The sequence below is a fragment of the Allosphingosinicella sp. genome, from assembly GCF_036402135.1.
GTDB lineage: Bacteria > Pseudomonadota > Alphaproteobacteria > Sphingomonadales > Sphingomonadaceae > Allosphingosinicella.
The window spans coordinates 68,437-89,706 of sequence record NZ_DASWTN010000022.1 but is presented as its reverse complement, the minus strand read 5'-3'; the positions used below and the strand labels follow the sequence as shown (position 1 = coordinate 89,706).

At 64.4% G+C, this 21,270-nt stretch carries 18 protein-coding genes; 6 read left to right on the top strand and 12 right to left on the bottom strand.

What is annotated here, in order from left to right; translation table 11 throughout:
• Window positions 1-880: alanine--tRNA ligase-related protein (locus tag VGD10_RS06485; protein ID WP_331039988.1), on the bottom strand; the 880-nt coding region annotated here is incomplete at its 3' end.
• A 48-nt stretch (window positions 881-928) separates the two neighbouring features.
• On the bottom strand, window positions 929-1,471 hold the full coding sequence (locus VGD10_RS06480) for a hypothetical protein (RefSeq protein WP_331039987.1): 543 nt from the start codon (window positions 1,469-1,471) through the stop codon (window positions 929-931).
• Window positions 1,472-1,659: 188 nt separating this feature from the next.
• Here VGD10_RS06480 and VGD10_RS06475 point away from each other — a divergent pair, with 188 nt between their 5' ends.
• From VGD10_RS06475 to VGD10_RS06465, 3 genes are all read left to right on the top strand, one after another.
• Window positions 1,660-3,678 carry an elongation factor G gene (locus VGD10_RS06475; RefSeq protein WP_331039986.1) on the top strand — a complete coding sequence of 673 codons (2,019 nt, stop codon included), beginning with the start codon at window positions 1,660-1,662 and terminating at the stop codon, window positions 3,676-3,678.
• A gap of 75 nt (window positions 3,679-3,753) precedes the next feature.
• On the top strand, window positions 3,754-5,070 hold the full coding sequence (locus VGD10_RS06470; protein ID WP_331039985.1) for a dicarboxylate/amino acid:cation symporter: 1,317 nt from the start codon (window positions 3,754-3,756) through the stop codon (window positions 5,068-5,070).
• Window positions 5,071-5,082: 12 nt separating this feature from the next.
• Window positions 5,083-5,733 (top strand): LysE family translocator, encoded by a 651-nt coding sequence (locus VGD10_RS06465; protein ID WP_331039984.1) that lies wholly within the window; start codon window positions 5,083-5,085, stop codon window positions 5,731-5,733.
• On the opposite strand, the gene speB is transcribed toward VGD10_RS06465, so the two are convergent.
• On the bottom strand, window positions 5,734-6,552 hold the full coding sequence (speB, locus tag VGD10_RS06460; protein ID WP_331039983.1) for an agmatinase: 819 nt from the start codon (window positions 6,550-6,552) through the stop codon (window positions 5,734-5,736).
• Between the two features lie 123 nt (window positions 6,553-6,675).
• On the opposite strand from speB, the gene VGD10_RS06455 reads away from it, so the two are divergent.
• Window positions 6,676-7,875: a multidrug effflux MFS transporter gene (locus VGD10_RS06455; protein WP_331039982.1), complete on the top strand. Its 1,200-nt coding sequence runs from the start codon at window positions 6,676-6,678 to the stop codon at window positions 7,873-7,875.
• 51 nt (window positions 7,876-7,926) lie between these two features.
• Here the strand turns inward: VGD10_RS06455 and recA are convergent, their stop codons facing one another.
• The 8 genes from recA to dapA all read right to left on the bottom strand — a co-directional run bounded on the left by recA (window position 7,927) and on the right by dapA (window position 16,843).
• Window positions 7,927-8,997 (bottom strand): recombinase RecA, encoded by a 1,071-nt coding sequence (gene recA, locus VGD10_RS06450; protein WP_331039981.1) that lies wholly within the window; start codon window positions 8,995-8,997, stop codon window positions 7,927-7,929.
• Between the two features lie 93 nt (window positions 8,998-9,090).
• Window positions 9,091-9,906 (bottom strand): alpha/beta hydrolase, encoded by an 816-nt coding sequence (locus tag VGD10_RS06445; protein WP_331039980.1) that lies wholly within the window; start codon window positions 9,904-9,906, stop codon window positions 9,091-9,093.
• 18 nt (window positions 9,907-9,924) lie between these two features.
• Window positions 9,925-10,290 carry a response regulator gene (locus tag VGD10_RS06440; RefSeq protein WP_331039979.1) on the bottom strand — a complete coding sequence of 122 codons (366 nt, stop codon included), beginning with the start codon at window positions 10,288-10,290 and terminating at the stop codon, window positions 9,925-9,927.
• 38 nt (window positions 10,291-10,328) lie between these two features.
• The gene (locus tag VGD10_RS06435) at window positions 10,329-12,740 is read right to left on the bottom strand and encodes a response regulator (RefSeq protein ID WP_331039978.1); all 2,412 of its coding nucleotides are present in this window, start codon (window positions 12,738-12,740) and stop codon (window positions 10,329-10,331) included.
• A 51-nt stretch (window positions 12,741-12,791) separates the two neighbouring features.
• Window positions 12,792-14,876: a M13 family metallopeptidase gene (locus VGD10_RS06430; RefSeq protein WP_331039977.1), complete on the bottom strand. Its 2,085-nt coding sequence runs from the start codon at window positions 14,874-14,876 to the stop codon at window positions 12,792-12,794.
• Window positions 14,877-14,941: 65 nt separating this feature from the next.
• Window positions 14,942-15,493: a DUF2062 domain-containing protein gene (locus VGD10_RS06425; protein WP_331039976.1), complete on the bottom strand. Its 552-nt coding sequence runs from the start codon at window positions 15,491-15,493 to the stop codon at window positions 14,942-14,944.
• Window positions 15,486-15,968, bottom strand: coding sequence for an SsrA-binding protein SmpB (gene smpB / locus VGD10_RS06420; RefSeq protein WP_331039975.1), 483 nt, complete (start codon window positions 15,966-15,968; stop codon window positions 15,486-15,488). The genes VGD10_RS06425 and smpB overlap by 8 nt, the downstream gene beginning before the upstream one ends.
• Complete coding sequence (gene dapA / locus VGD10_RS06415; RefSeq protein ID WP_331039974.1) at window positions 15,968-16,843, bottom strand: 4-hydroxy-tetrahydrodipicolinate synthase; 876 nt, start codon at window positions 16,841-16,843, stop codon at window positions 15,968-15,970. Before dapA ends, smpB begins: the two co-directional genes overlap by 1 nt.
• 106 nt (window positions 16,844-16,949) lie before the next feature.
• On the opposite strand from dapA, the gene VGD10_RS06410 reads away from it, so the two are divergent.
• Together VGD10_RS06410 and greB are read left to right on the top strand one after the other, a co-directional pair.
• Window positions 16,950-18,986 (top strand): lytic transglycosylase domain-containing protein, encoded by a 2,037-nt coding sequence (locus tag VGD10_RS06410; protein WP_331039973.1) that lies wholly within the window; start codon window positions 16,950-16,952, stop codon window positions 18,984-18,986.
• Between the two features lie 13 nt (window positions 18,987-18,999).
• Window positions 19,000-19,485: a transcription elongation factor GreB gene (gene greB / locus VGD10_RS06405; protein ID WP_331039972.1), complete on the top strand. Its 486-nt coding sequence runs from the start codon at window positions 19,000-19,002 to the stop codon at window positions 19,483-19,485.
• On the opposite strand, the gene aspS is transcribed toward greB, so the two are convergent.
• Window positions 19,482-21,263 (bottom strand): aspartate--tRNA ligase, encoded by a 1,782-nt coding sequence (aspS, locus tag VGD10_RS06400; protein WP_331039992.1) that lies wholly within the window; start codon window positions 21,261-21,263, stop codon window positions 19,482-19,484. The genes greB and aspS overlap by 4 nt on opposite strands.
• Window positions 21,264-21,270: the final 7 nt, after the last annotated feature.

Genomic DNA, 21,270 nt, shown 5'->3' with positions numbered 1-21,270 from the left:
CTTCATTGGAGGGCAGCACGCCGTCGCTGATCAGGAAGCCCGAGGAGCGCAGGTGATCGCCGATCACCTTGTGGCTGACATTGTCGGCATCGGTCTTCGTCAGCTCGGCCGAGGCGCCGATCAGCTCGCGGAACGTGTTGGTCTTGAACACGCTCTGCACGCCCTGGAGCACGGTCGAGATCCGCTCCAGCCCCATGCCGGTGTCGATCGACGGCTTCGGCAGGTCACGGACGATCTCATTGTCCTCCTGCTCATATTGCATGAAGACGAGGTTCCAGATTTCGGTGAAGCGGTCGCCGTCCTCGTCCGGGCTGCCGGGAGGGCCGCCGGGGATATGATCGCCATGATCGTAGAAGATTTCCGAGCAGGGACCGCAGGGGCCGCTGTCGCCCATCGCCCAGAAATTGTCCTTGGTGGGAATGCGGATGATGCGGCTTTCAGGGAGCCCGGCGACCTTCTTCCAAAGCTCGAAGGCTTCATCATCAGTATGGTAGACGGTGGCGGTCAGCCGATCGGGCGACAGACCCCATTCCTTCGTGATCAGGGTCCAGGCGTGGTGGATCGCCTGTTCCTTGAAGTAATCGCCGAAAGAGAAATTCCCCAGCATCTCGAAGAAGGTGTGGTGCCGCGCCGTGTAGCCGACATTGTCGAGATCGTTATGCTTGCCGCCTGCGCGGACGCATTTCTGGGAGGAGACCGCGGTCGAATAAGGCCGCGTCTCAAGGCCGGTGAAGACGTTCTTGAACGGCACCATCCCCGCATTGGTGAACATCAAGGTGGGATCGTTGTGCGGCACCAACGGCGCCGAAGGCACGATCTGGTGCCCCTCGCGGCCGAAATAGTCGAGAAATGAGCGGCGAATGTCGTTCGTGGAAGTCATGCCCGCGATGTAGGGGAGCGGGCCGATACGGGCAAGCGAGGAGCGGGATCAGCTCGCGGGGGCGATTTCTTCCTCTGCCGGAACCGGGTCGGCGTCCGGTGCGGGCTCTTCAACCGCCACTTCCTCTTCCGCGTCGGCAGAGGCCAGGCGCAGCGGCTTTTCATCCGACGACACTTGGAAGTGGGCGTAGCGCTCGACCTCCTGAAGCGCCGCGCGCCGCGCCTCCCGCCTTATCGCCTCCTGCGCATCTTCGATTACGTCATCGGCCGGGGCCGAGACATAGCTTGCGTATCCTTCTTCATAATGGGTGCCATAGTCTCGCACCTGATATTCCGCCGCTACAGGGGGAGGACAGAGGACGCAGCCGTCGCCGAGGCCTTCGACATAGGCGGCGGCCTGAAGCTGCGGCGCGGGCGCGTCGAAATCGGTGGCGCCCGGCACCAGATCCGCATGGAACTTTGAAGCCGAGAAGGGGCTGCTGAAATAAACGGGATCGATCTCGGCCACTGCGCTCTTGCCGAGATAGAGACCGCTGCCGACGCCGGCGAGGGCGAGCGCGGCAATGGTGGAAAGCGATACTGGCGACGCCACTCTTCCTACTCCCTAACGTCCCCGCTCAGCCCGTTGAACGACCTGTTTGTCTAAACCCGCGATGAGGGGGCTGCGTTCCCGACCTGATCCTCTTGCGCTTTGCCGCCGATAGGAGGATCGTGGAGGTTTCTTCGGCGCGTACCCCGCGCTTCTTTCGCGGACCGTGCCAGCGGACGAGGGAGAAGATCATGCCGGAAAAATCGACAGGCGCGAGAATGGTGGCCCTGGTGGGGCCGGGCGGCGCGGGCAAGACCAGCCTTGCCGAGGCGCTGCTCTTCGCTTCCGGGGCCGTGGACAGGCAGGGTTCGGTCGATGCCGGAACGAGTGTGGGCGACGCTAGCCCCGAGGCGCAGGCGCGGCGTGGATCGACCGAGATCAATCTCACCCGCTTCGAATTTCTCGGCGACCAGTTTGTGGTGCTCGACTGCCCCGGATCCGTCGGCTTTTCCGCCGATGGCGCGCTCGGCATTTCGGCCACCGACATGGCGATAGTCGTCGTCGATCCCGATCCGGACCGGGCACTGCTTGCCGAGCCTGCGCTCCGCCAGCTGGAGGCTCTGGGCGTGCCGCATGCCATCTTCGTCAACAAAATCGATCAGGCGCGGGGAAGCATCCGAGCGCTGCTGGAAGCGCTGCAGCCCATGAGCAGCTCACCGCTGATCGCGCGCCAAATACCGATCCGGGAGGGCGAAAAGATCACCGGCTTCGTTGATCTCGCCCTCGAGCGCGCCTTCCACTACCGCCCCGGCAAGCCTTCGGAGCGGACTGAGATCCCCGCCGACCTCGCTGAGCGGGAAGCGAACGAGCGCTTCCACATGCTGGAGCAGCTTGCCGATCACGACGATGCCTTGCTCGAGCAGCTTCTGATGGACGAGAAGCCGGACCTGCCGACGGTGCTCGCCGACCTTGCACGCGAGACGCGGGAGAATCTGGGCGTGCCGGTCTTCTTCGGATCGGCGCTGAACGGCTTCGGCGTGCGGCGGCTGATGAAGGCGCTCCGGCACGAGGCGCCCGCCCCGGATACGGCGGCGGAGCGGCTCGGGGCAACGGGCGCGTTCGTCTTCAAGGTGTCGAATAGCAGCCAGGTAGGGCGGCTCGCGCTGGCGCGGGTGTTCGGCAGTTCCCTATCAGAAGGCGCGGAGCTCAAGACTTCGAGCGGCGCATCGACGCGGGCAGGCACCCTCTTCTCGTTACAGGGTGAAAAGACGGCGAAGCTCGTCAAGGCGGAGCCTGGGGACGTCGTGGCCATCGCGAAGGCGGACGCGGCGCGGCCGGGCGAATGGCTCAACGCCAGCAAAGCGGGCGCGGCAGTCAAGCCGGACCTGCCGGCAAGCAACTATGCCCTCGCCATCCATACCAGCGACCGGAAGGACGATGTCCGGCTTTCGACCGCGCTTCAGAAGCTGGTGGAGGAGGACCCGTCCCTTAGCTGGGAGCAGGACGAGGCGCAGCACGAGACCCGACTCAAGGGCATCAGCGACGAGCATCTGAAGGTGACGCTCGCGAAGCTGAAGCGCCGCTATGGCGTTGCCGTCGATTCGAAGCAGCCGACTATCGGCTTTAAGGAATCGATCCGCCGGAGCGTCACGCAGCGCGGGCGCCACAAGAAGCAGTCGGGCGGCCACGGCCAGTTCGGTGATGTGGTGATCGAGGTGCGGCCGCTGGCGCGCGGCGAAGGCTTCCGCTTCGACGAGCGGATCCACGGCGGCGCGGTGCCGAAGCAATATATTCCCGCCGTCGAACAGGGCGTCCGCGATGCGATGATGAAGGGACCGCAAGGCTACCCGGTCGTGGACGTGGCGGTGACGCTGACCGACGGCAGCTATCACAGCGTCGACAGCTCAGAGCTCGCCTTCCGCACCGCTGGACGGATCGCGATGAGCGAGGCGCTGGCAGCAGCCTCCCCTCACCTCCTGGAGCCGGTGCATCATGTGACGGTGCTGACGCCGTCGCACGCAACCTCTCGCGTCACCTCCGCCATATCGAGCCGGCGCGGACAGATGCTGGGCATGGAGCCGCGCGAGGGCTGGTCGCGCTGGGACGTGGTCGAGGCGCTGATGCCGGAGGCGGAGTTGCAAGGGTTGGATGCGGAGCTTCGTTCGCTGAGCCAGGGTCTTGCCACCTTCACGGCGGAGTTCGACCATCTGGCCGAACTCAACGGCAAGCGTGCGGATCAGGTGGCGCATAAGGAGCTGGAGCCCGCTTGACGCACCGCGGCGCTTGACCTCGGCGCGGCAATCGACTTCCTAGGGACAAACATAATCCCAGGGAGAGCCTCGCGCGTGGCCAAGAAACTCACCTACTTCATCCTTGCCGGGCTGGTGCTCGGCATCATCGTCGGCTGGGCGATCAATTCCGGCGTCGGCGACGGCACACCCGCAGGCGACGAGCGGCTGAAGGAGATCGCAGGCTATTTCTCTATTCTGACGACGATCTTCCTGCACCTCATCAAGATGATCATCGCGCCTTTGGTCTTCTCCACCTTGGTGGTGGGCATCGCGCATATGGGCGATACGGCGGCGCTCGGCCGCGTCGGGGTGAAGGCGGTGGGCTGGTTCATCGCCGCGAGCCTCATCTCGCTCAGCCTCGGCCTCCTCCTCGTCACCATCTTCCAGCCCGGCGCCGGGCTCGGTCTGCCGCTGCCGCCTGCTGACGCCTCGGCGGGCGTAGACCGCTCGGCCTTCGATCTCGCTAAGTTCATCGGCAACATCTTCCCGGAATCGATGATCCGGGCGATGTCGGAGAACAGCATCCTTCAGATCGTCGTCTTCTCACTGTTCGTCGGCGTCGCGATCACCGCCGTCGGCGAGCCGGCGCGGCCGCTCGTCCGGGCGACCGAAGCGCTGGTGAAGGTGATGTTGCAGATCACCGATTATGTGATGCGCTTCGCGCCGATTGCGGTGTTCGCCGCCGTCGCGGCGACGATCACCCAGCGTGGCCTCGGCGTGCTCAGCACGTTCGGCTATTTCATGGGCACCTTCTATATCGGCCTCGTCATCCTATGGGTGCTGCTGATCGGCGCCTGCTTCCTGTTCGTCGGCAAGCGCACGGGCCTCCTCGTCCGCTACATTCGCGATCCGATCGTGCTCGCCTTCTCGACCGCGTCGTCGGAGGCCGCCTATCCGCGGACTTTGGAGGCACTCGACCGGTTCGGCGTGCCGCCGCGCATCGCCAGCTTCGTTCTGCCCCTCGGCTATTCGTTCAATCTTGACGGGTCGATGATGTACATGACCTTCGCGACCATCTTCGTCGCGCAGGCTTACGGCATCGAGCTGTCGATGACCCAGCAGATATTGATGCTACTGACGCTGATGGTCACATCGAAGGGCGTGGCAGGCGTGCCACGGGCGAGCCTCGTGGTCATCACCGCGACCATGGCCCAATTCAACATTCCGGAAGCAGGCCTGCTGCTGATCCTAGCGGTCGATCACTTCCTCGACATGGGTCGTTCGGCGACCAACGTGGTCGGCAATGCGGTCGCGAGCACGGTCGTCGCCAAGTGGGAGGGCGAGCTCGATCCGCTGGAGCCGGCGGACATCGACCCGCCCAAGTCGCCAGCCCATGTGCCGCCGCCACGGCCGGGTGACGAGCCGTTCTAGGGAGCAGGCAGGATGCTCGAGGTCGCTGGAGTAGCGCTGCTGCCGGAATGGCCGGTCTTCCTCTCCTTCGTGCTGGCGGGACTGGCGCTCAACATCGTACCGGGCGCGGACATGGCCTTCATCACGGCCGCAGCGGCGCGCGGCGGCAGGCGGGACGGCATCATCGCTTCGCTCGGCATTGGCGCGGGCGCTTTGGTGCATGTGCTGGCGGCGGTGCTGGGGCTTTCCGCGATCCTTGCGTCCTCCGAAATGCTGTTCAGCATCATCAAATATGCGGGCGCGGCCTACCTTCTCTATGTCGCGGTGTCGTTGCTCCGGCGTCCCGGTGAGGCGGGAGAGGCACAGGCACCGTCAACATCGGGCTGGCGGCTGTTCCGATCGGCGGCTTTAGTCAACATCCTCAACCCGAAAGTCGCGCTCTTCTTCCTCGCTTTTCTGCCGCAGTTCGTGGATGCGAATGCAGCCTTGCCCTGGGTGCAGATCCTGTTCCTCGGCCTCTGGTTTGATTTTGCGGGCACGATCGTGAACTGCATCATCGCCATTGTGGCCGCGGACGCTTCGGCGCGGCTCAAGGGCATCGGCTGGATTGCCCGCGTCTCGCGCTACATTGCAGCTACGATGTTGGGCGGGCTCGCCGTGCAACTGGCACTGGCGCGGCGCTGATCAGCGCCCCCGGGCGCAGAGCGAGGCGATTTCCTTTATCATTTTCGCGGCGAGCACCGCCGTCATGCCGTTGATGTCGCGCGACGGATTATATTCGACGATGTCCGCACCGACGACCGGCGCTTCCACCCGGTCTAGCACCGCAAGCACATCGCGGACGGAAAGGCCGCCCGGTTCGTGGTGCGAAACGCCAGGTGTAAAGGCGGGATCGAAGCCGTCCATGTCGATGCTGATATAGAGCGGCCCCTCAAAGCGCGGTACGCGGTCCGCAGCGAAGTGGCGCATTTCGATAATCTCGACGCCGAAGCGCTCCGCCTGCTCGCGGCAGTGGCGGTTGAGGGTGCGGATGCCGACCTGAACGAGCCGCGAGGCGAGGCCGCGCTCCATGATCCGCGCAAAGGGTGAGGCATGGGAGCGCGGGTCGCCTTCGAAGTCATCGTAAAGGTCGGGATGCGCATCGAAGTGGAGGATGTTCACCGGGCCGTGGGTCGCGGCGATGGCTTCCAGAACGGGAAAGCTGATCGAATGGTCGCCGCCCAGCACAAGCGGAACGGCGCCCGCCGCAATGGCCTCGGCGACAGCAGCAGTGATGAGGTCGGCGTCTCTTTCCTCCTCGCGGAGCGGAAGGTCGCCGGCATCTTCTAAGATGATGTCGAGCCCCAGCTCGGCGCCGGATTCGGCGGCCATATTGCTGTGGTCGGAGTAAAGCGCCTGCCGGATCAGCGGCGGGGCGGCGGCCGCTCCGCGCAAGAAGGAAGAATGGCAGTCGGTCGGTGCGCCGATCAACCGGATCCTCGGTTTGTTGCTGGTCTCGTTCATTCCCTCTCCCCTTGGGGCTGAATGGATGCGCAGAACACGCTTGTCTAGCGGCGCTTCAGCGGCCACTGGCTTCCGATGCGGGATGCGGAAGAAACAAGGGACGTAGGCCGGCAAGGGCCCGGCATGCGCGAGTTCGTGGTGCTGATGGCGGCTTTGATGGCGTCGAACGCACTCGCCATTGATTCGATGCTGCCTGCCCTCCCCGCGATAGGCGACGCGCTTGGCGTCACTGAGGATAATCGGCGGCAGCTCGTCATCACCACTTATCTGATCGGCTTCGGCATCGCTCAAATCGTCTATGGACCGCTGGCGGACCGGTTCGGGCGCAAAGGGCTGCTGGTAGGCAGCATGATCTTCTTCGCCATCTTTTCGGCGCTTGCCGGGCTGGCGGGCAGCTTCGTACTCCTCCTCGCGGCGCGGCTGATGCAGGGTTTCGCCGCCGCGGCGACGCGGGTGCTGGTCGTCGCTGTGGTTCGCGACCGGTATGAGGGCGCGGCGATGGCCCGAATCATGTCGCTTACCATGATTGTCTTCATGGTCGTGCCGGTGCTGGCGCCGACTTTCGGCCAGGCGGTGCTGGCGGTCGCAAGCTGGCGACACATCTTTATCGGTCTTGCGGTTTACGGCCTCCTGCTTGGTATCTGGTCGGCGCTGCGCCTGCCGGAGACCTTGCGTCCAGAAGATCGGCGGCCGCTGTCGTTCGCCGCGATCTCGAGCGCCGCTGCGCAGACGCTCAGCAACCGCATGTCGGCTGGAAACACCATCGCCGTCACCTTGGCTTTCGGCGCGCTGTTTGCCTTCATCAGCTCGGTCCAGCAGATCGTGTTCGACGTGTTCGGCGCGCCGGAGCTGATCGGCCTCGTCTTCGCCTGCATCGCCGGGCCGATGGCGTTCAGCTCCTATGCCAATAGTCGGCTCGTCACGCGGCTCGGCTCGCGCACTCTGCTGCTTCGCGCGCTTACCGTCTTTACAGCGATCTCGGCCATCCACCTCGTCATCACGCTGACGCTTGGTGAGACGCTCTGGACATTCGTGGTGCTGCAGGCGCTCACCATGGGCTGTTTCGGGCTGGTCGGCGCCAATGCGGGTGCGCTGGCGATGGAGCCGCTCGGCCATATCGCCGGGACCGCCTCATCCCTGCAGGGTCTAATCACCACCGTTGGAGGGGCGCTAATCGGCTTCGCCATCGGTCAGGCGTTCGACGGCACCACCGTTCCGCTGGTCGCGGGCTTCGCCATTTGCGGGCTGCTGGCGCTGTTGACCGCGATCTGGGCCAACCGCCCGCCGCGCCCGGCACACGATCAGGCCCGGGCGGAAGCCTAGGAAAGGCCACCGCCCCGGCGGAAGGTCACACTAGGGTCACACCAAGAAGGCTTAGATATCGTCGTCGGCGCTGGGGCCGGTCATCAGCGCTTCGGCCACCTGTTCGGTCTTGCCGCGAATGGCCTGCTCGATGCGGGCAGCCATTTCAGGATTGTCCTTCAGATACTGCTTGGCGTTTTCGCGGCCTTGACCGATGCGGATCGAGTCGCAGCTGAACCAGGCGCCCGACTTCTCGACGATGCCGGCCTTGACGCCCAGATCGAGTATTTCGCCGATCTTAGAGATGCCCTCGCCATACATGATGTCGAATTCGACCTGCTTGAACGGCGGCGCGACCTTGTTCTTGACCACCTTCACGCGGGTCGTGTTGCCGACAATATCGTCCCGGTCCTTGATCTGGCCGGTACGGCGAATGTCGAGGCGGACGGAGGCGTAGAATTTGAGCGCGTTGCCGCCGGTCGTCGTTTCGGGATTTCCGTACATGACGCCGATCTTCATCCGAAGCTGGTTGATGAAGATGACGAGGCATTTAGACTTGGCGATGGAGCCGGTGAGCTTTCGAAGCGACTGGCTCATAAGGCGCGCCTGAAGGCCGACATGGCTGTCGCCCATCTCGCCCTCAATCTCGGCCCGGGGCACGAGTGCGGCGACCGAGTCCACCACCAGCACGTCGATGGCGTTAGAGCGTACCAGAGTGTCGGTGATCTCAAGCGCCTGCTCGCCCGTATCAGGCTGCGACACGATGAGTTCGTCGACATCGACGCCAAGCTTCTTCGCGTAAACGGGATCGAGCGCATGTTCGGCATCAACGAAGGCCGCGGTGCCGCCGTTACGCTGCGCTTCGGCAATGACGTGGAGCGCGAGCGTCGTCTTGCCCGAGCTTTCCGGACCGTAAACCTCAATCACGCGGCCGCGCGGCAGGCCGCCGATACCGAGCGCGATGTCGAGGCCGAGCGAACCGGTAGAGACGGCTTCGATCTGGATGGCTTCGCGCGAGCCCAGTTTCATCGCGCTGCCCTTGCCGAAGGCGCGGTCGATTTGCGCCAGCGCCGCGTCGAGGGCCTTTTGCTTGTCCATATTTTCAGAAGTCCTGTCGGAAACGACTTTCAGTGAAGCCACCATGGCTGTCCTCCCGTTAGAATGTCCGCGCCTATCCTTCAACGCTTGAATGAGGTATGTACATGCTTTGTTCCGGGAGAACAAGTAGGAAACTTCCTAGCTTGAGGGCTTCTGCGATAAGACCGCCCCCAATCCGCGCCGCATCTCGAGGTAGAAGAGCGGGTCCGCCGCTATATCGTTATGCCTTCTGCCCTTGATGATGGCGCTGTGGACAAGGTTCGGAGCGGCGCGGCGGAGCGCCTCCGTCCGCCGTGGCGGGATGACGTCGTCGCGCTCTGCGGCGACGATCGAGACCGGCACGTCTTGGCCCCTCAAATCGTCCACCGCCGGCAGATCGGGGCGGAGGAGCAAAGACGTGGGGAGCCAAGGGAATTTGTCGCGCGCGACGGCCTTCAGCGAGTCGAACGGAGTTACGAGGATGAGGCCGTCGACGGAGCGAGCCGCGGCAAGGCCGGCAGCGACGCCGCTGCCGATGCTGATGCCAACCACAACGACTCGCTTCGGCTGAAGCCGCTCACGAACCAGGTCGAAGAGAAGCGGCGCATCCTGCACCAGTGCGGCAGCGCTGGGGCTGCCCGCGCTCGGACGATAGCCGCGATAGTGGAACGCCACCACCGGATGGGCCGGGTAAAGCTGGTGCAGAAACGCGGCGATGGCCGCTGCATTGGAGGCGTTTCCGGCGAAACCCAGCAGCACGGTTCCCGTGCTATCAGGCGCGGACGCCGGGATCAGCAAGCCCTCCAGCCTGATGCCGTCGGGCGCGGTGAGTTCGATCCGTTCCGAACCACTCGGCAGCGGCCCGGCAGGCGGCACCATGCGCGTCGGGAAGAAAATCGAGGTCTGTGAGAAGTAAAGCGCAGCCGCGACAGCCACATAGAGAAGGAAAAGGCCGATGATCAGCTTCAGCAGCATGATCGCCCGGCCTTGGAGTCAGGCCGAGGCGCGGGATGCCGCTTCGAGAGCCGGGCTGATGGCGTCTATCGTATATGGCTTGGACAGCACCGGCGCGCCGGCGTGGCGGGCGGGCGGCGGCTCGATATGGCCGCCGGTGGCGAGGATGAACGGAATGCCTTCTTCGGAAAGACGGTCCGCAACCGGCCAGACATGCTCGCCGTTCTTGAGGTGCACGTCGACGATCGCGACGTCGAAGCCGCCCTCGTCAATCTTAGCCATGGCATCGGCTACGCTCTCGCAAGTGCCGACCACCTGGTGGCCGAGCGAGTCGAGGAAATCCTCCAGCATCATCGCGATGAGGGGTTCGTCTTCGACGATGAGGATCGAGCGGATGTCGGGCACCGGCCGGGTTTAGAAAAATGTTTCGTGAAGTAAAGGACTTATTTCTGCAGCAATGCGTCGCGCGCGGCTTCGGCAAGCTTCTGGACGGAAAAGGGTTTTGCCAGGAATGCGACCCTTTCGAGGTCAATTGACTTTCTGAGCTGCTCCTCCGCATAGCCCGAAATGAACAGGATCGGGAGGTCCGGATGCGTCTTCCGCGCCTCGCGGACCGTGGTCGGCCCGTCCATGGTCGGCATCACCACGTCGGAAATGAGGAGGTCCACCTGTTCCTCGCGCGCAAGGATTTCGAGCGCGGCTTCGCCATTTTCGGCGGTTAGTACACGGTAGCCGTGGCGGGTGAGCGCGCGTTCCGCCACCGCCCGCACCATCGCCTCATCCTCGACGAGCAGGACGGTGCCGGTGCCCCAAAGCTCACCTGCCGTTTCCTTGACCTTGCCCTTGGCGGCTTCGGGCGCGCCTTGGGTGCGGAAGACGGGGAGGTAGATGACGAAGCTGGCGCCCTTTCCGGGCTCCGATTCGGCAAAGATGAAGCCGCCCGACTGTTTGACGATGCCGTAGACGGTGGAGAGGCCGAGGCCAGTCCCCTTCCCCACTTCCTTGGTGGTGAAGAAGGGCTCGAAGATCTTCGGCAAGAGATTGGCCGGGATGCCGGTGCCGGTGTCCGTCACGCGCAGCGCCGTATAGTCGGCGATCGGCAATATATCGCTCGCCATCTTGCGGACGTCGTCGGCTGAGACCGAATAAGTGTGCAGCGTCAGCGTGCCGCCGCCCTGCGGGTCCTTGGTGAGCATGGCGTCGCGCGCGTTGACGGCGAGGTTCACGATCACCTGCTCGAGCTGGCCCGGGTCGGCGCGGACAGCGCCCAGGTTGCGGCCATGCTTGACCTGGAGTTTCACCGTTTCGCCGAGCAGGCGTTTCAGGAGATTCGATACTTCGGCGATGACGTCGGGGAGCTGAAGCACCTGCGGGCGAAGCGTCTGCTGGCGCGAAAAAGCGAGGAGCTGGCGCGTCAAACCCGCGGCCCGGTTCGAATTGCTCCTGATCTGCTGGATGTCATCATAATCGCTGTCGCCCGGCGTGTGGCGCATCAGCATGAGGTCGCAATAGCCGATGATGGCGGTGAGGATGTTGTTGAAGTCGTGCGCGACGCCGCCGGCGAGCTGGCCGACCGCCTGCATCTTGGTCGCCTGCGCCACTTGCTTCTTGAGGCGGTCCTCCTCGCTCGTATCCTTGAGCGAGAGGATCACGGCCGCCTCGCCGAGGCCCTTCGCGCCGGCGATGGTGAGCGCGACCGGCTCCTCGGGGCTGGATTTCAGGCGCACGGCGATGTCGCTGGCGGCAAGGCGGCCGCGGGCGAAGCGGCGGACGGCATCCGATACCGCCGCCTTGTCCTCGTCGATGACAAGGTCGCCGGGATAGATGGGCCGCGCGTCCTTGCCTATGCCTGCCGCCTTGCGAAAGCTCTTGTTGAGATAGACGAAGCGGCCGTCGCTGTTAGCGAGCGCCAGGCCCAAAGGCAGGAAGTCGAGCAGCGCGTTGAGGCTTGCGCTTCCTTCCTGGCCCAGGCCGCCGAAGCCGCCCGCATCGTCGAGAAGGACGAACAGGGTAAGCGCACCCGCGCCTTCCGACACCGGGACCTGCATGATGCGGAGCCCTCCGCCGTCCGAACCTTCGGCCACGAAATGGAACTGGCCACGCTCGTTGGCGGCAAGGAGGTTGACGAGCGGTGCCCCGGAAAGGGGTGCATCGGCATCGCCGAACGCGCGGACCACGAAAGCGCGGTTCGCGCTGATGATATGGCCCTGATCGTCGGCAAGTGCGGTCATCATGCCGGCCTCCCCAATTCGGAAGCCTGCTTCCCCTTCGATAAGGCGGCGCGCTTCACGGGCTAGGTCGACATGCTGGGCGCGGCCGAACCGCCAGAGAAGATGGCTTTCGTCGGTGCCGGAGAGACCCACATCGGCGCGAAGCGAAAGACCGTGGATCTGGAGGCCGTCGACTCTCGCGGCCCCGTCCCGCCGCGCCTTCGCAATGGCTTCAGTTACGTACTTCGTGCCCTCGGCTTCGAACGGCAGTTCGGCGGGCGCCGGATGGCCGCCGAACCATTCGAAATAGGCGCTGTTCGTGCACCGGAGGTTGCCGTCGAGGTCGGTGATCGCAGCGGCTGACGGGGCGCTCTCAAGCGCGGCACGGAGAAGCGCCACGTCGGTGCGGTAGACGGGTTCCGCTTCCGTGGCCGGCGCGACCGCCTTGGCGCGGAAGTGGATCAGGGCTGCGGCGGCTAGGACGCCGGCAAAGAAGGCGGTGGCGAAGACAGCGTTGTCCACGACGTAGAGCAGCAGCGCCGCCGAAAGGAGCGCGGCGACCAACACGAGCGCGCCGGCGAAGCCGATGCTTGCGGAACGAGCGGGCTCGCGTGTGGAAAAGAAGGTGGGGGGGACGGAGGACATCGGCGTCCGTTCTGTCCCTCCCCCTTCCTTCCCGTCAAGCGGGACGGCGGCTTACCAGATGCGGACGCGCTGTTCGGGCGTCAGGTAGAGACTGTCGTCCGCCGAAACGTTGAAGGCTGAATACCAGGGGTCGAGGTTGCGGACCACGGCGGCCCGCTGCTCGGACGGCGAATGCGGATCGGTGATCAGTCGCTGGAGGAGGTTCGCCTCTCGATAGTTGCGTCGCCACACCTGGGCCCAGCCCATGTAAAAGCGCTGATCGCCGCTGAAGCCGTCCAGAACCGGCACTTCGGCTCCATTGAGGGATGCCTTATAGGCATCGTAGGCGATGGCGAGGCCGGCCAGATCGCCGATATTCTCGCCCAGCGTAAACTTGCCGTTCACGAACTTGCCCGGGAAAATCTCGTATTTATCATATTGGGTTGCGAGCTGCCCAGTGAGCGCGCTGAAGCGCTGCACGTCGCCCGGCGTCCACCATTCCTTCAATGCGCCGGTCTCGTCATATTTGGAGCCCTGATCGTCGAAATGGTGGCTGATCTCATGCCCGATCACCGCACCGATGCCGCCATAGTTGATCGCCGGATCGGCATTAGGATCGAAGAAGGGCGGCTGCAGGATCGCAGCCGGAAACACGATCTCGTTCCAGTTGAAGTTCGCATAGGCATTAATGGTCATTGGCGTCATGAACCATTCGCCCCGGTCCACCGGCTGGCCGAGCTTGTTCAAATTGCGCTGATGCTCGAAGCGGTTGGAGCGCATCACGTTGCCGACAAGGTCGCCGCGGCGGACCTCAAGCCCTGAATAGTCGCGCCATTCATCGGGATAGCCGATCTTCGGCGTGAAGGCGGCAAGCTTGGCGCGCGCGCGCTGCTTCGTCTCCGGCGCCATCCAGGTGAGGCCTTGGATACGGCGGTCCATCGCGGCCAGCACATTCTTCACCAGCTGGTCGGCCTCCGCCTTTGCTTCCGGCGGGAAATAGCGGTCGACATAGACCTTGCCGATCTCTTCGCCGAGCGCGGCGGTGACGAGGTTTGAGGCGCGCTTCCATTCGTCCTGGTTCTGCGGCGTGCCATTGAGGGCGGTGCCGCGAAAGGCGAAGTTCGCATCAACGAAGGGCTGCGACAGATAAGGTGCGTAAGTGTCGATCGTGTGGAGCTTCAGATAATCCTTCACCACCGCAGGCGAGGCCGCGGCGAAGATCTTGGCGCTGCCGCCGACCGCGCTCGGCTGCCGAACGAGGAAATTGGAGCGGCCGGCGACGCCGATCGCATCAAGATAAGCATCCCAGGCGAAGGCGGGCGCCGACTGCTTCAGCTGCGCGGGGGTGAGCCGGTTATAGGTCTTGTCGGCGTCGCGGCTTTCGACCTGCGTCCAGTGCGCCTGCGCTATCTTCGTTTCGAGGTCGAGCACGGCCGCGGCGCGCGCATCGGCATTGGGCGCTCCGGCAAGCTTCAGGAGCTGCGCGAGATAGGCGCGGTACGCGTTCCGCTTCTCGACCAGACCCGCATCCTTGCTGAGATAATAATCGCGATCCGGAAGGCCGATGCCGCCCTGGCTGATCTGGAAGATGTTGGTGTTGGGGTCCTTGTCATCGGAGCTGACGAAGTTACCAAAGGGCACATTGACGCCCATCCGCGACAGATCACCCATTAGTGCGGCGAGCTCGGTCTTGTTTTTGGCCGCGTCGATCCGGTTCAGGGTCGGAGCAATAGGCGTAAAGCCTTGGGCGTTCACTGCCGTCCGGTCCATGAAGCTCGTATAGAAGTCACCGATCTTGGAGCCCGGCGTTTTTGCCGCTTCCTCGAGTATCTCCCGGGTGCGTTGGGTAGAGAGGTCGTCGAGCATGGTGAACATGCCGTAGTTGGAACGGTCCGCCGGAATAGGCGTGGTCTTCGCCCAGGTGCCGTTGGCGAACTGGTAGAAATTGTCGCCGGCTTCCGTGCTCCGATCCATGCCAGCTAAATCGAAGCCCCAATCCCCGATCTGCGCCTTTTTAGCCGTCGCAGGTGTGACCGGACCAGTGGCAGCTTCCGCGACTGTCGCGGTCTGCTCGGCTACCTCAGTGGTGGTGGGATCTGTCGTGGCGCAAGCGGCAAGCGCAGTGGTGGCAGCAAGAAGCGCAAGATACTGTTTCATAGGGCGAACTCTCCGGTCTCTCTGTATTGCCCGACTATAGCGGGGAGAGAGGCAAGATCAATCGGTCAGGAAGGGATGCTCTTGCCCCGCCGCCGCCACTTGCGGCCGGTCCACCAGCGCCAGCCGAACATGGCGATGACGTAGCCGATGGCCGCGCTGGCGGCTGCGATGACGAGGAGGCCGGTGATCAGCGCCGGTGCGGCGTCCGAGCCGAGCCAGGCGAGCCATTCGCCAACGCCCGCGCCGCGGCCGTAGAGTGTATAGAAGGTCTCAATATCCGCCCGGAACCCCATGTAATTGCCCACCGCAATTGACGCGACGAGGATGAACGGCGTCGTCGCCGGATTGCTGAGGAAGGTCATTGCGGCCGCGATCGGGATGTTGGCGCGGAAGGGCACCGAGAGCAGAGCCGCGCCAATGATCTGAAGGCCGGGGATCATCAGGAAGATGCCGACCAGCAGGCCGACGCCGACGCCGCGCGGCACCGAGCGGCGGGTGAAGCGCCAGAGGTCGCTTCGGAGCACGCGGCCGGCGAAAGGGCGCATGAAGCGGTTCTGCGCCAGCTCTTCGCGCTTCGGGGCATTTTTTTCGAGCCAGCGCCCGATCCGTTCAACCATGCTGCCTCATCAGGCGCCCCTGCTCACGCTTCCAGTCCTTTTCCTTCTCATGCTCGCGCTTATCGTGCGCCTTGCGGCCGCGGGCGAGAGCGAGCTCGACCTTAGCACGGCCGCGGCTGTTGAAATATATGCTGAGCGGTACGAGGGTCATGCCCTGGCGTGCCACCGCGCCGTGCAGCTTGGCGATCTCGCGGTGGTGGAGAAGCAGTTTGCGCGGCCGCTTGGGCTCATGATTGAAGCGGTTTCCTTGGCTGAATTCGGGGATGTTGGCGTTGATGAGCCAAACCTCCTCCTCCTTCACCTCGGCATAGCTTTCCGCGATCGAGCCCTCGCCGAAGCGGAGCGACTTCACCTCGGTGCCGGTGAGCGCAATCCCGGCCTCGAACTTGTCCTCAAAGGCATAATCGTGCCTGGCCTTCCGGTTCTCGGCCACGACCTTCTTCTTGTCGAACGTCTCGGGGCGGGGGCGTGCCATCAGATGAGGCCTGCATGCTCCAGCGCCGCGTCCACCGCCTTGCGGCTGGCTTCGGAGGGCGTCGTCATTGGGAGGCGGAGCGCGGACGGGAAGTCAGGTTTTATGCGGCTAAGGGCATATTTGACCGGCCCCGGCGAGGCGTCAGTGAACAAAGCCTTGTGCAGCGGGAAGAGCCTGTCCTGCAGCGCCATCGCCGTCGCCATGTCGCGGGACAGGAAGGCGTTGTGGAAGTCGGCAAACAGGCGCGGCGCGACGTTCGCGGTAACCGAGATGGTGCCGACGCCGCCCATGCCCAGGAAGCCCAAAGCCATGTCGTCATTGCCGGAAAGCTGGCAGAAATCCTCGCCGCAGAGCTTGCGGTGCGCGCTGACGCGGGACAGGTCGCCACTCGCGTCCTTGATGCCGACGATGGTCGGGATCTCGGCCAGCTTGCCCAATGTTTCGGGAAGGATGTCGGTCACCGTGCGGCCCGGCACATTATAAACGACGATCGGCAGCGGGCTTGCCTCGGCGAGCGCGGTATAATGGGCGATCAGGCCTTCCTGGTTGGGCCGGTTGTAATAAGGCAGGACCACGAGGGCGGCGTCGGCACCCGCGCGCTCCGCAACCTTCATCAGGTGCGCCGCAACCGCTGTGCTGTTCGAGCCACAGCCGGCGATAACCGGCACTCGCCGCCCCGCCTGTTCGACGCAGACGGAGACCACGCGTTCATGCTCGTCCGCGTGGAGCGTCGCTGACTCGCCGGTCGTGCCGCAGGGCACAAGCCCATGACTTCCTTCGCTTATCTGCCAATCGACGAAAGCCCGGAATTGGACCTCATCAAACGCTTCATCGCGAAATGGCGTCACCAGAGCCGGGATCGACCCGCGGAACATGCCCCTCTCCTTCCCGTTGAAAGTTAGTCCCGTCATGGCTTCCGAACTGCACGAGAAACGGGATCATTCAGGGTCTGATAAGGACGGGGGGCTTAGACTGTCCAGCATGCATAAGAAAGCCATCTTGCTCGGTCTTCTGGCCGCTTCCGTCGCCGGGGTTGCTGCGACCACTCCCTCCGTGAAGCGCCTGGAGCCGGCCGCGTTGGCGACGGGTGGAACGAGCGTCGCCGCGCAGGTGGTCACCGCCGCGCCCGCCGCTCCGGTCGTTCAGCAGCCGCAATATCCCGTTTCGGGCTCGATTGCCTCGGCGGTCACACGCTGGAAGAGCCTCAGGCAGACGGACGGGCTTCCATTCGTCTCCTATTCCTCCTTTCTCACCAGCTATCGCGGCTGGCCGGGAGAGGAATCGATGCGCCGCTCCGCCGAGCGGGCGATCAACGCCGGTACTCTGGCGCGGGACATCGTATCTTATTTCAACGTCCACCCGCCGCTCACGGCCAAGGGCCAAGCGGCCTATGCCGTGGCACTTAATGGCACGGGCCAGCCCAATGAGGCGCGGTCGCAAGCAAAGCTCGCTTGGGCGAAAGGCGCGATGCCGCGCGAGGATGAGGACCGGCTGCTGGCCCTGTTCGGCGCCTCGCTGACGCCGCAGGACCATGAGCGGCGCATGGATGCGCTGCTCGACAATGGCGACCTTCAGTCGGCGCAGCGGACTTTGAGCTTCATCGCGACCCCGCGCCGCGCCCTCTACGATGCGCGGATCGCGCTCCAGACGCGTGCGCCCGACGCGATGAGCCGAGTCAGCGCGCTGGGTGCAGGAGCGAACAGCGATGCCGGTCTGGTGATGGATCGCGCGAACTGGCTCCGCAGCACGAGCCAGCCTGCGGCGGCGCGCGCGCTCCTCGCCCAGCCGAAGACGCTCACCACCCGCCCGGCCAATGTCGAGAAATATTATGAGGCGCTGCTCGCCATGGCCAAGGGCGCTGCCAACGATCGGCAGTGGGGTACCGTCTACGGGATTACCAGCCAGATCGATCAGGCCTATGCGCCGGGCACCGACGTCAGCCTGCAATCCTATGGCGAGCGCGACGAATATACGAGCCTCGCCTGGCTTGGCGGCACGACGGCTTTCTACCAGCTCGGCCGGCCCGCCGACGCAGTGACGATGTTCGACCGCTATGGCCGCGGCTCGCGTTCGCCGCAGACGCGCGCCAAGGGCTTTTACTGGGCGGGACGCGCGGCGCAGCAGGCGGGACAGTCGGCGCGCGCCAACAGCTTCTTCAGCCAGGCGGCGGCCTATCCTGACCAGTTTTACGGTCAGCTGGCGCTGGAACGGCTCGGACGGCCGGTGCCGCCGCCGGTAGCCCAGCCCGCCGCCTCGCCTGCCGTTCGTGCTTCATTCGAGCAGCGGCCCCTGGTGCAGGCGACACGGCTGCTCGGCCAGCTCGGCCAGCATCAGGACCAGTCGGTCTTCATCCGCCAGCTTGGCGAGGAGCTGAAGACGGACGAGGAGCGCGCGCTTGCCGCAGAGCTCGGCCTCCGCATCGGCCGGCCCGACCTCGGGGTGTGGGCGGCGCGCGGCGCACGGACTTCGGGCGCAAGCTTCTATACGCGCGGCGCCTTCCCGCAGGTGTCGATTCCGCCCGCCTATACGCACCAGTGGACGCTCAACCACGCCATCATGCGGCAGGAAAGCTCGTTCGACCGCGCGGCGATGAGCCAGGTCGGCGCGCGCGGCATGATGCAGCTGATGCCCGGAACGGCGCGGGAGACGGCGGGGAAGCTGGGCCTTTCCTACGACCTGTCGCGGCTGACCGGCGACCCGCAATATAACATCATGCTCGGCAGCAAGTATTTCGCAGACCTGATGAACCGCTACGGCAATTATGCGCCGCTTGCGGTAGCCGCCTACAATGCCGGCCCTGGAAACGTGAACAAGTGGCTGCGGGAGAATGGCGATCCTCGGACGCCGGGCGTGGACGTGATCCGCTGGATCGAGGAAATCCCCTTCTTCGAGACCAAGAATTACGTGCAGCGGGTGCTTGAAAATGCCGTCGCCTATGACGCGATGAACCCGGCGCGGGCGCGCAGTCCGCAGAATATGCGGCTGTCCTATTATCTGGGAAAGCGCAGCCCGGGCTAGTAAGCTCGCTCGAATGAGCGACAGGCCCAACTACATCACGCCCGCGGGCTTCAGGCGGCTGCGCGAGGAATATGAGGCTTTGTTCGGGGTCGAGCGGCCGAAGCTGGTCGAGACGATCAGTTGGGCAGCTGGGAATGGCGATCGTTCCGAGAACGGCGACTATATTTACGGCCGCAAGCGCCTGCGCGAGATCGACCGACGGATCGGCTTCCTTTCCCGGCGCATGAAGTCTGCACGGATCGTCGATCCGGCGACGCAGGAGGACAAGAGTCGCGTCCTCTTCGGCGCTACCGTGACCCTTGCCGACGAAGACGATAACGAGCGCGTGATCACGCTGGTCGGAGAGGATGAGGCCGATGCGGGAGCTGGTCGGGTAAGCTGGAACTCGCCCATTGCCCATGCTGTCCGAGGCGCGAGCATCGGCGACGTACGGAAAGTCCGCCTCCCTTCCGGGGAGCGGGAATATGAAGTCGTCCAGATCGATTATCCGAAGGCTTAGCTCTTCGGCTGCTCGACCAGTCTTATGTTGAGTTCGCGGAGCTGCTTCGGGCTGACTTCGGACGGGGCGCCCATCATCAGGTCTTCGGCCTTCTGGTTCATCGGGAAGAGGACGACTTCGCGGATATTGGGTTCGCCAGCCAGCAGCATGACGCTGCGGTCGATGCCCGGCGCCGAGCCGCCGTGCGGAGGTGCGCCGAACTTGAAGGCGTTGATCATGCCGGAGAAGTTCGTGTCCACGTCCTCGCGGCTGTAGCCGGCGATCTCGAACGCCTTGTACATGATGTCGGGACGGTGATTTCGGATCGCGCCCGACGACAACTCCACGCCGTTGCAGACGATGTCATATTGATAAGCGAGGATGTCGAGCGGGTCCCTGGTCTCCAGCGCCTCCAGCTCGCCCTGCGGCATCGAGAAGGGATTGTGGCTGAAGTCGACCTTCTTTGCGTCCTCGTCATATTCGTACATCGGGAAGTCGACGATCCAGCAGAAGTCGAAGCGGTTCTCGTCGATGAGACCGAGCTGTTCCGCGGTGCGCGTGCGGGCGGCGCCGGCGAGCTTTGCCGCCTGCGCTTCCTTGCCGGCGGCGAAGAAGATGCCGTCGTTCGGGCCGAGGCCCAGCTCTGCAATCAGCTTGCGGGTCGCTTCCTCGCCATGGTTCTTGGCGATCGGGCCGCCAAGCTCGCCGCCCTTCTGCGTGATGTAGCCGAGGCCGGCATGGCCTTCAGAGCGCGCCCACTCGTTCATTTCGTCAAAGAATTTACGGCTCTTCTCGGCGGTGTCCGGCGCCGGAATGGCGCGGACGACGCCGCCGGAGCCGACGATGTTCGCGAAGAGGCCGAAGCCTGAGCCCTCGAAGTGGGCCGAGACGTCGCTAATGATGAGCGGGTTACGGAGATCGGGCTTGTCGGAGCCGTATTTCAGCATCGCCTCGCGGTAGGGGATGCGCGGGAACTGACCGGCAGGCGTGACGCTGCGGCCGTTCGCGAATTCTTCGAACACGCCTGCAAGCACCGGTTCGATCGCCTGAAAGACGTCTTCCTGCGTGACGAAGCTCATTTCGAAGTCGAGCTGGTAGAATTCGCCGGGGCTGCGATCGGCGCGGGCGTCCTCATCGCGGAAGCAAGGCGCGATCTGGAAGTAGCGGTCGAAGCCCGCGACCATGATCAGCTGCTTGAACATCTGCGGCGCCTGCGGGAGCGCGTAGAATTTGCCGGGATGAACGCGGCTCGGCACCAGATAGTCGCGGGCGCCTTCGGGGCTGGAGGCGGTGAGGATCGGCGTCTGGAATTCGGTGAAACCCTGATCGATCATCCGGCGGCGGATCGAGCTGATCACCTGGCTCCGAAGCACGATATTGTTGTGCAGCCGCTCGCGGCGAAGGTCGAGGTAGCGGTAGCGGAGGCGGATTTCCTCCGGATAGTCCGCTTCGCCCGCGACCGGCAGCGGAAGCTCCTGCGCGGCGGACTGCACCGTCACCAGATCGGCCGAAACTTCGATCTCGCCGGTCGGGAGGTTCGGGTTAGTCGCCTCGGTGCCGCGCGCGACCACCTCACCCTCGACCGTCACGACGGATTCGGCGCGGAGACCGTCGAGGATGCGGAGCGGCTCGCTGTTTGCCTTGGCGACAATCTGGGTGATGCCGTAATGGTCGCGAAGGTCGATGAAGAGCACGCCGCCATGGTCGCGCTTCCGGTGCACCCAGCCTGACAGCTTGACTCGGCTGCCGACATGATCGGCGCGAAGTTCGGCGCATGTGTGGGTACGATAGGCGTGCATCTGTATC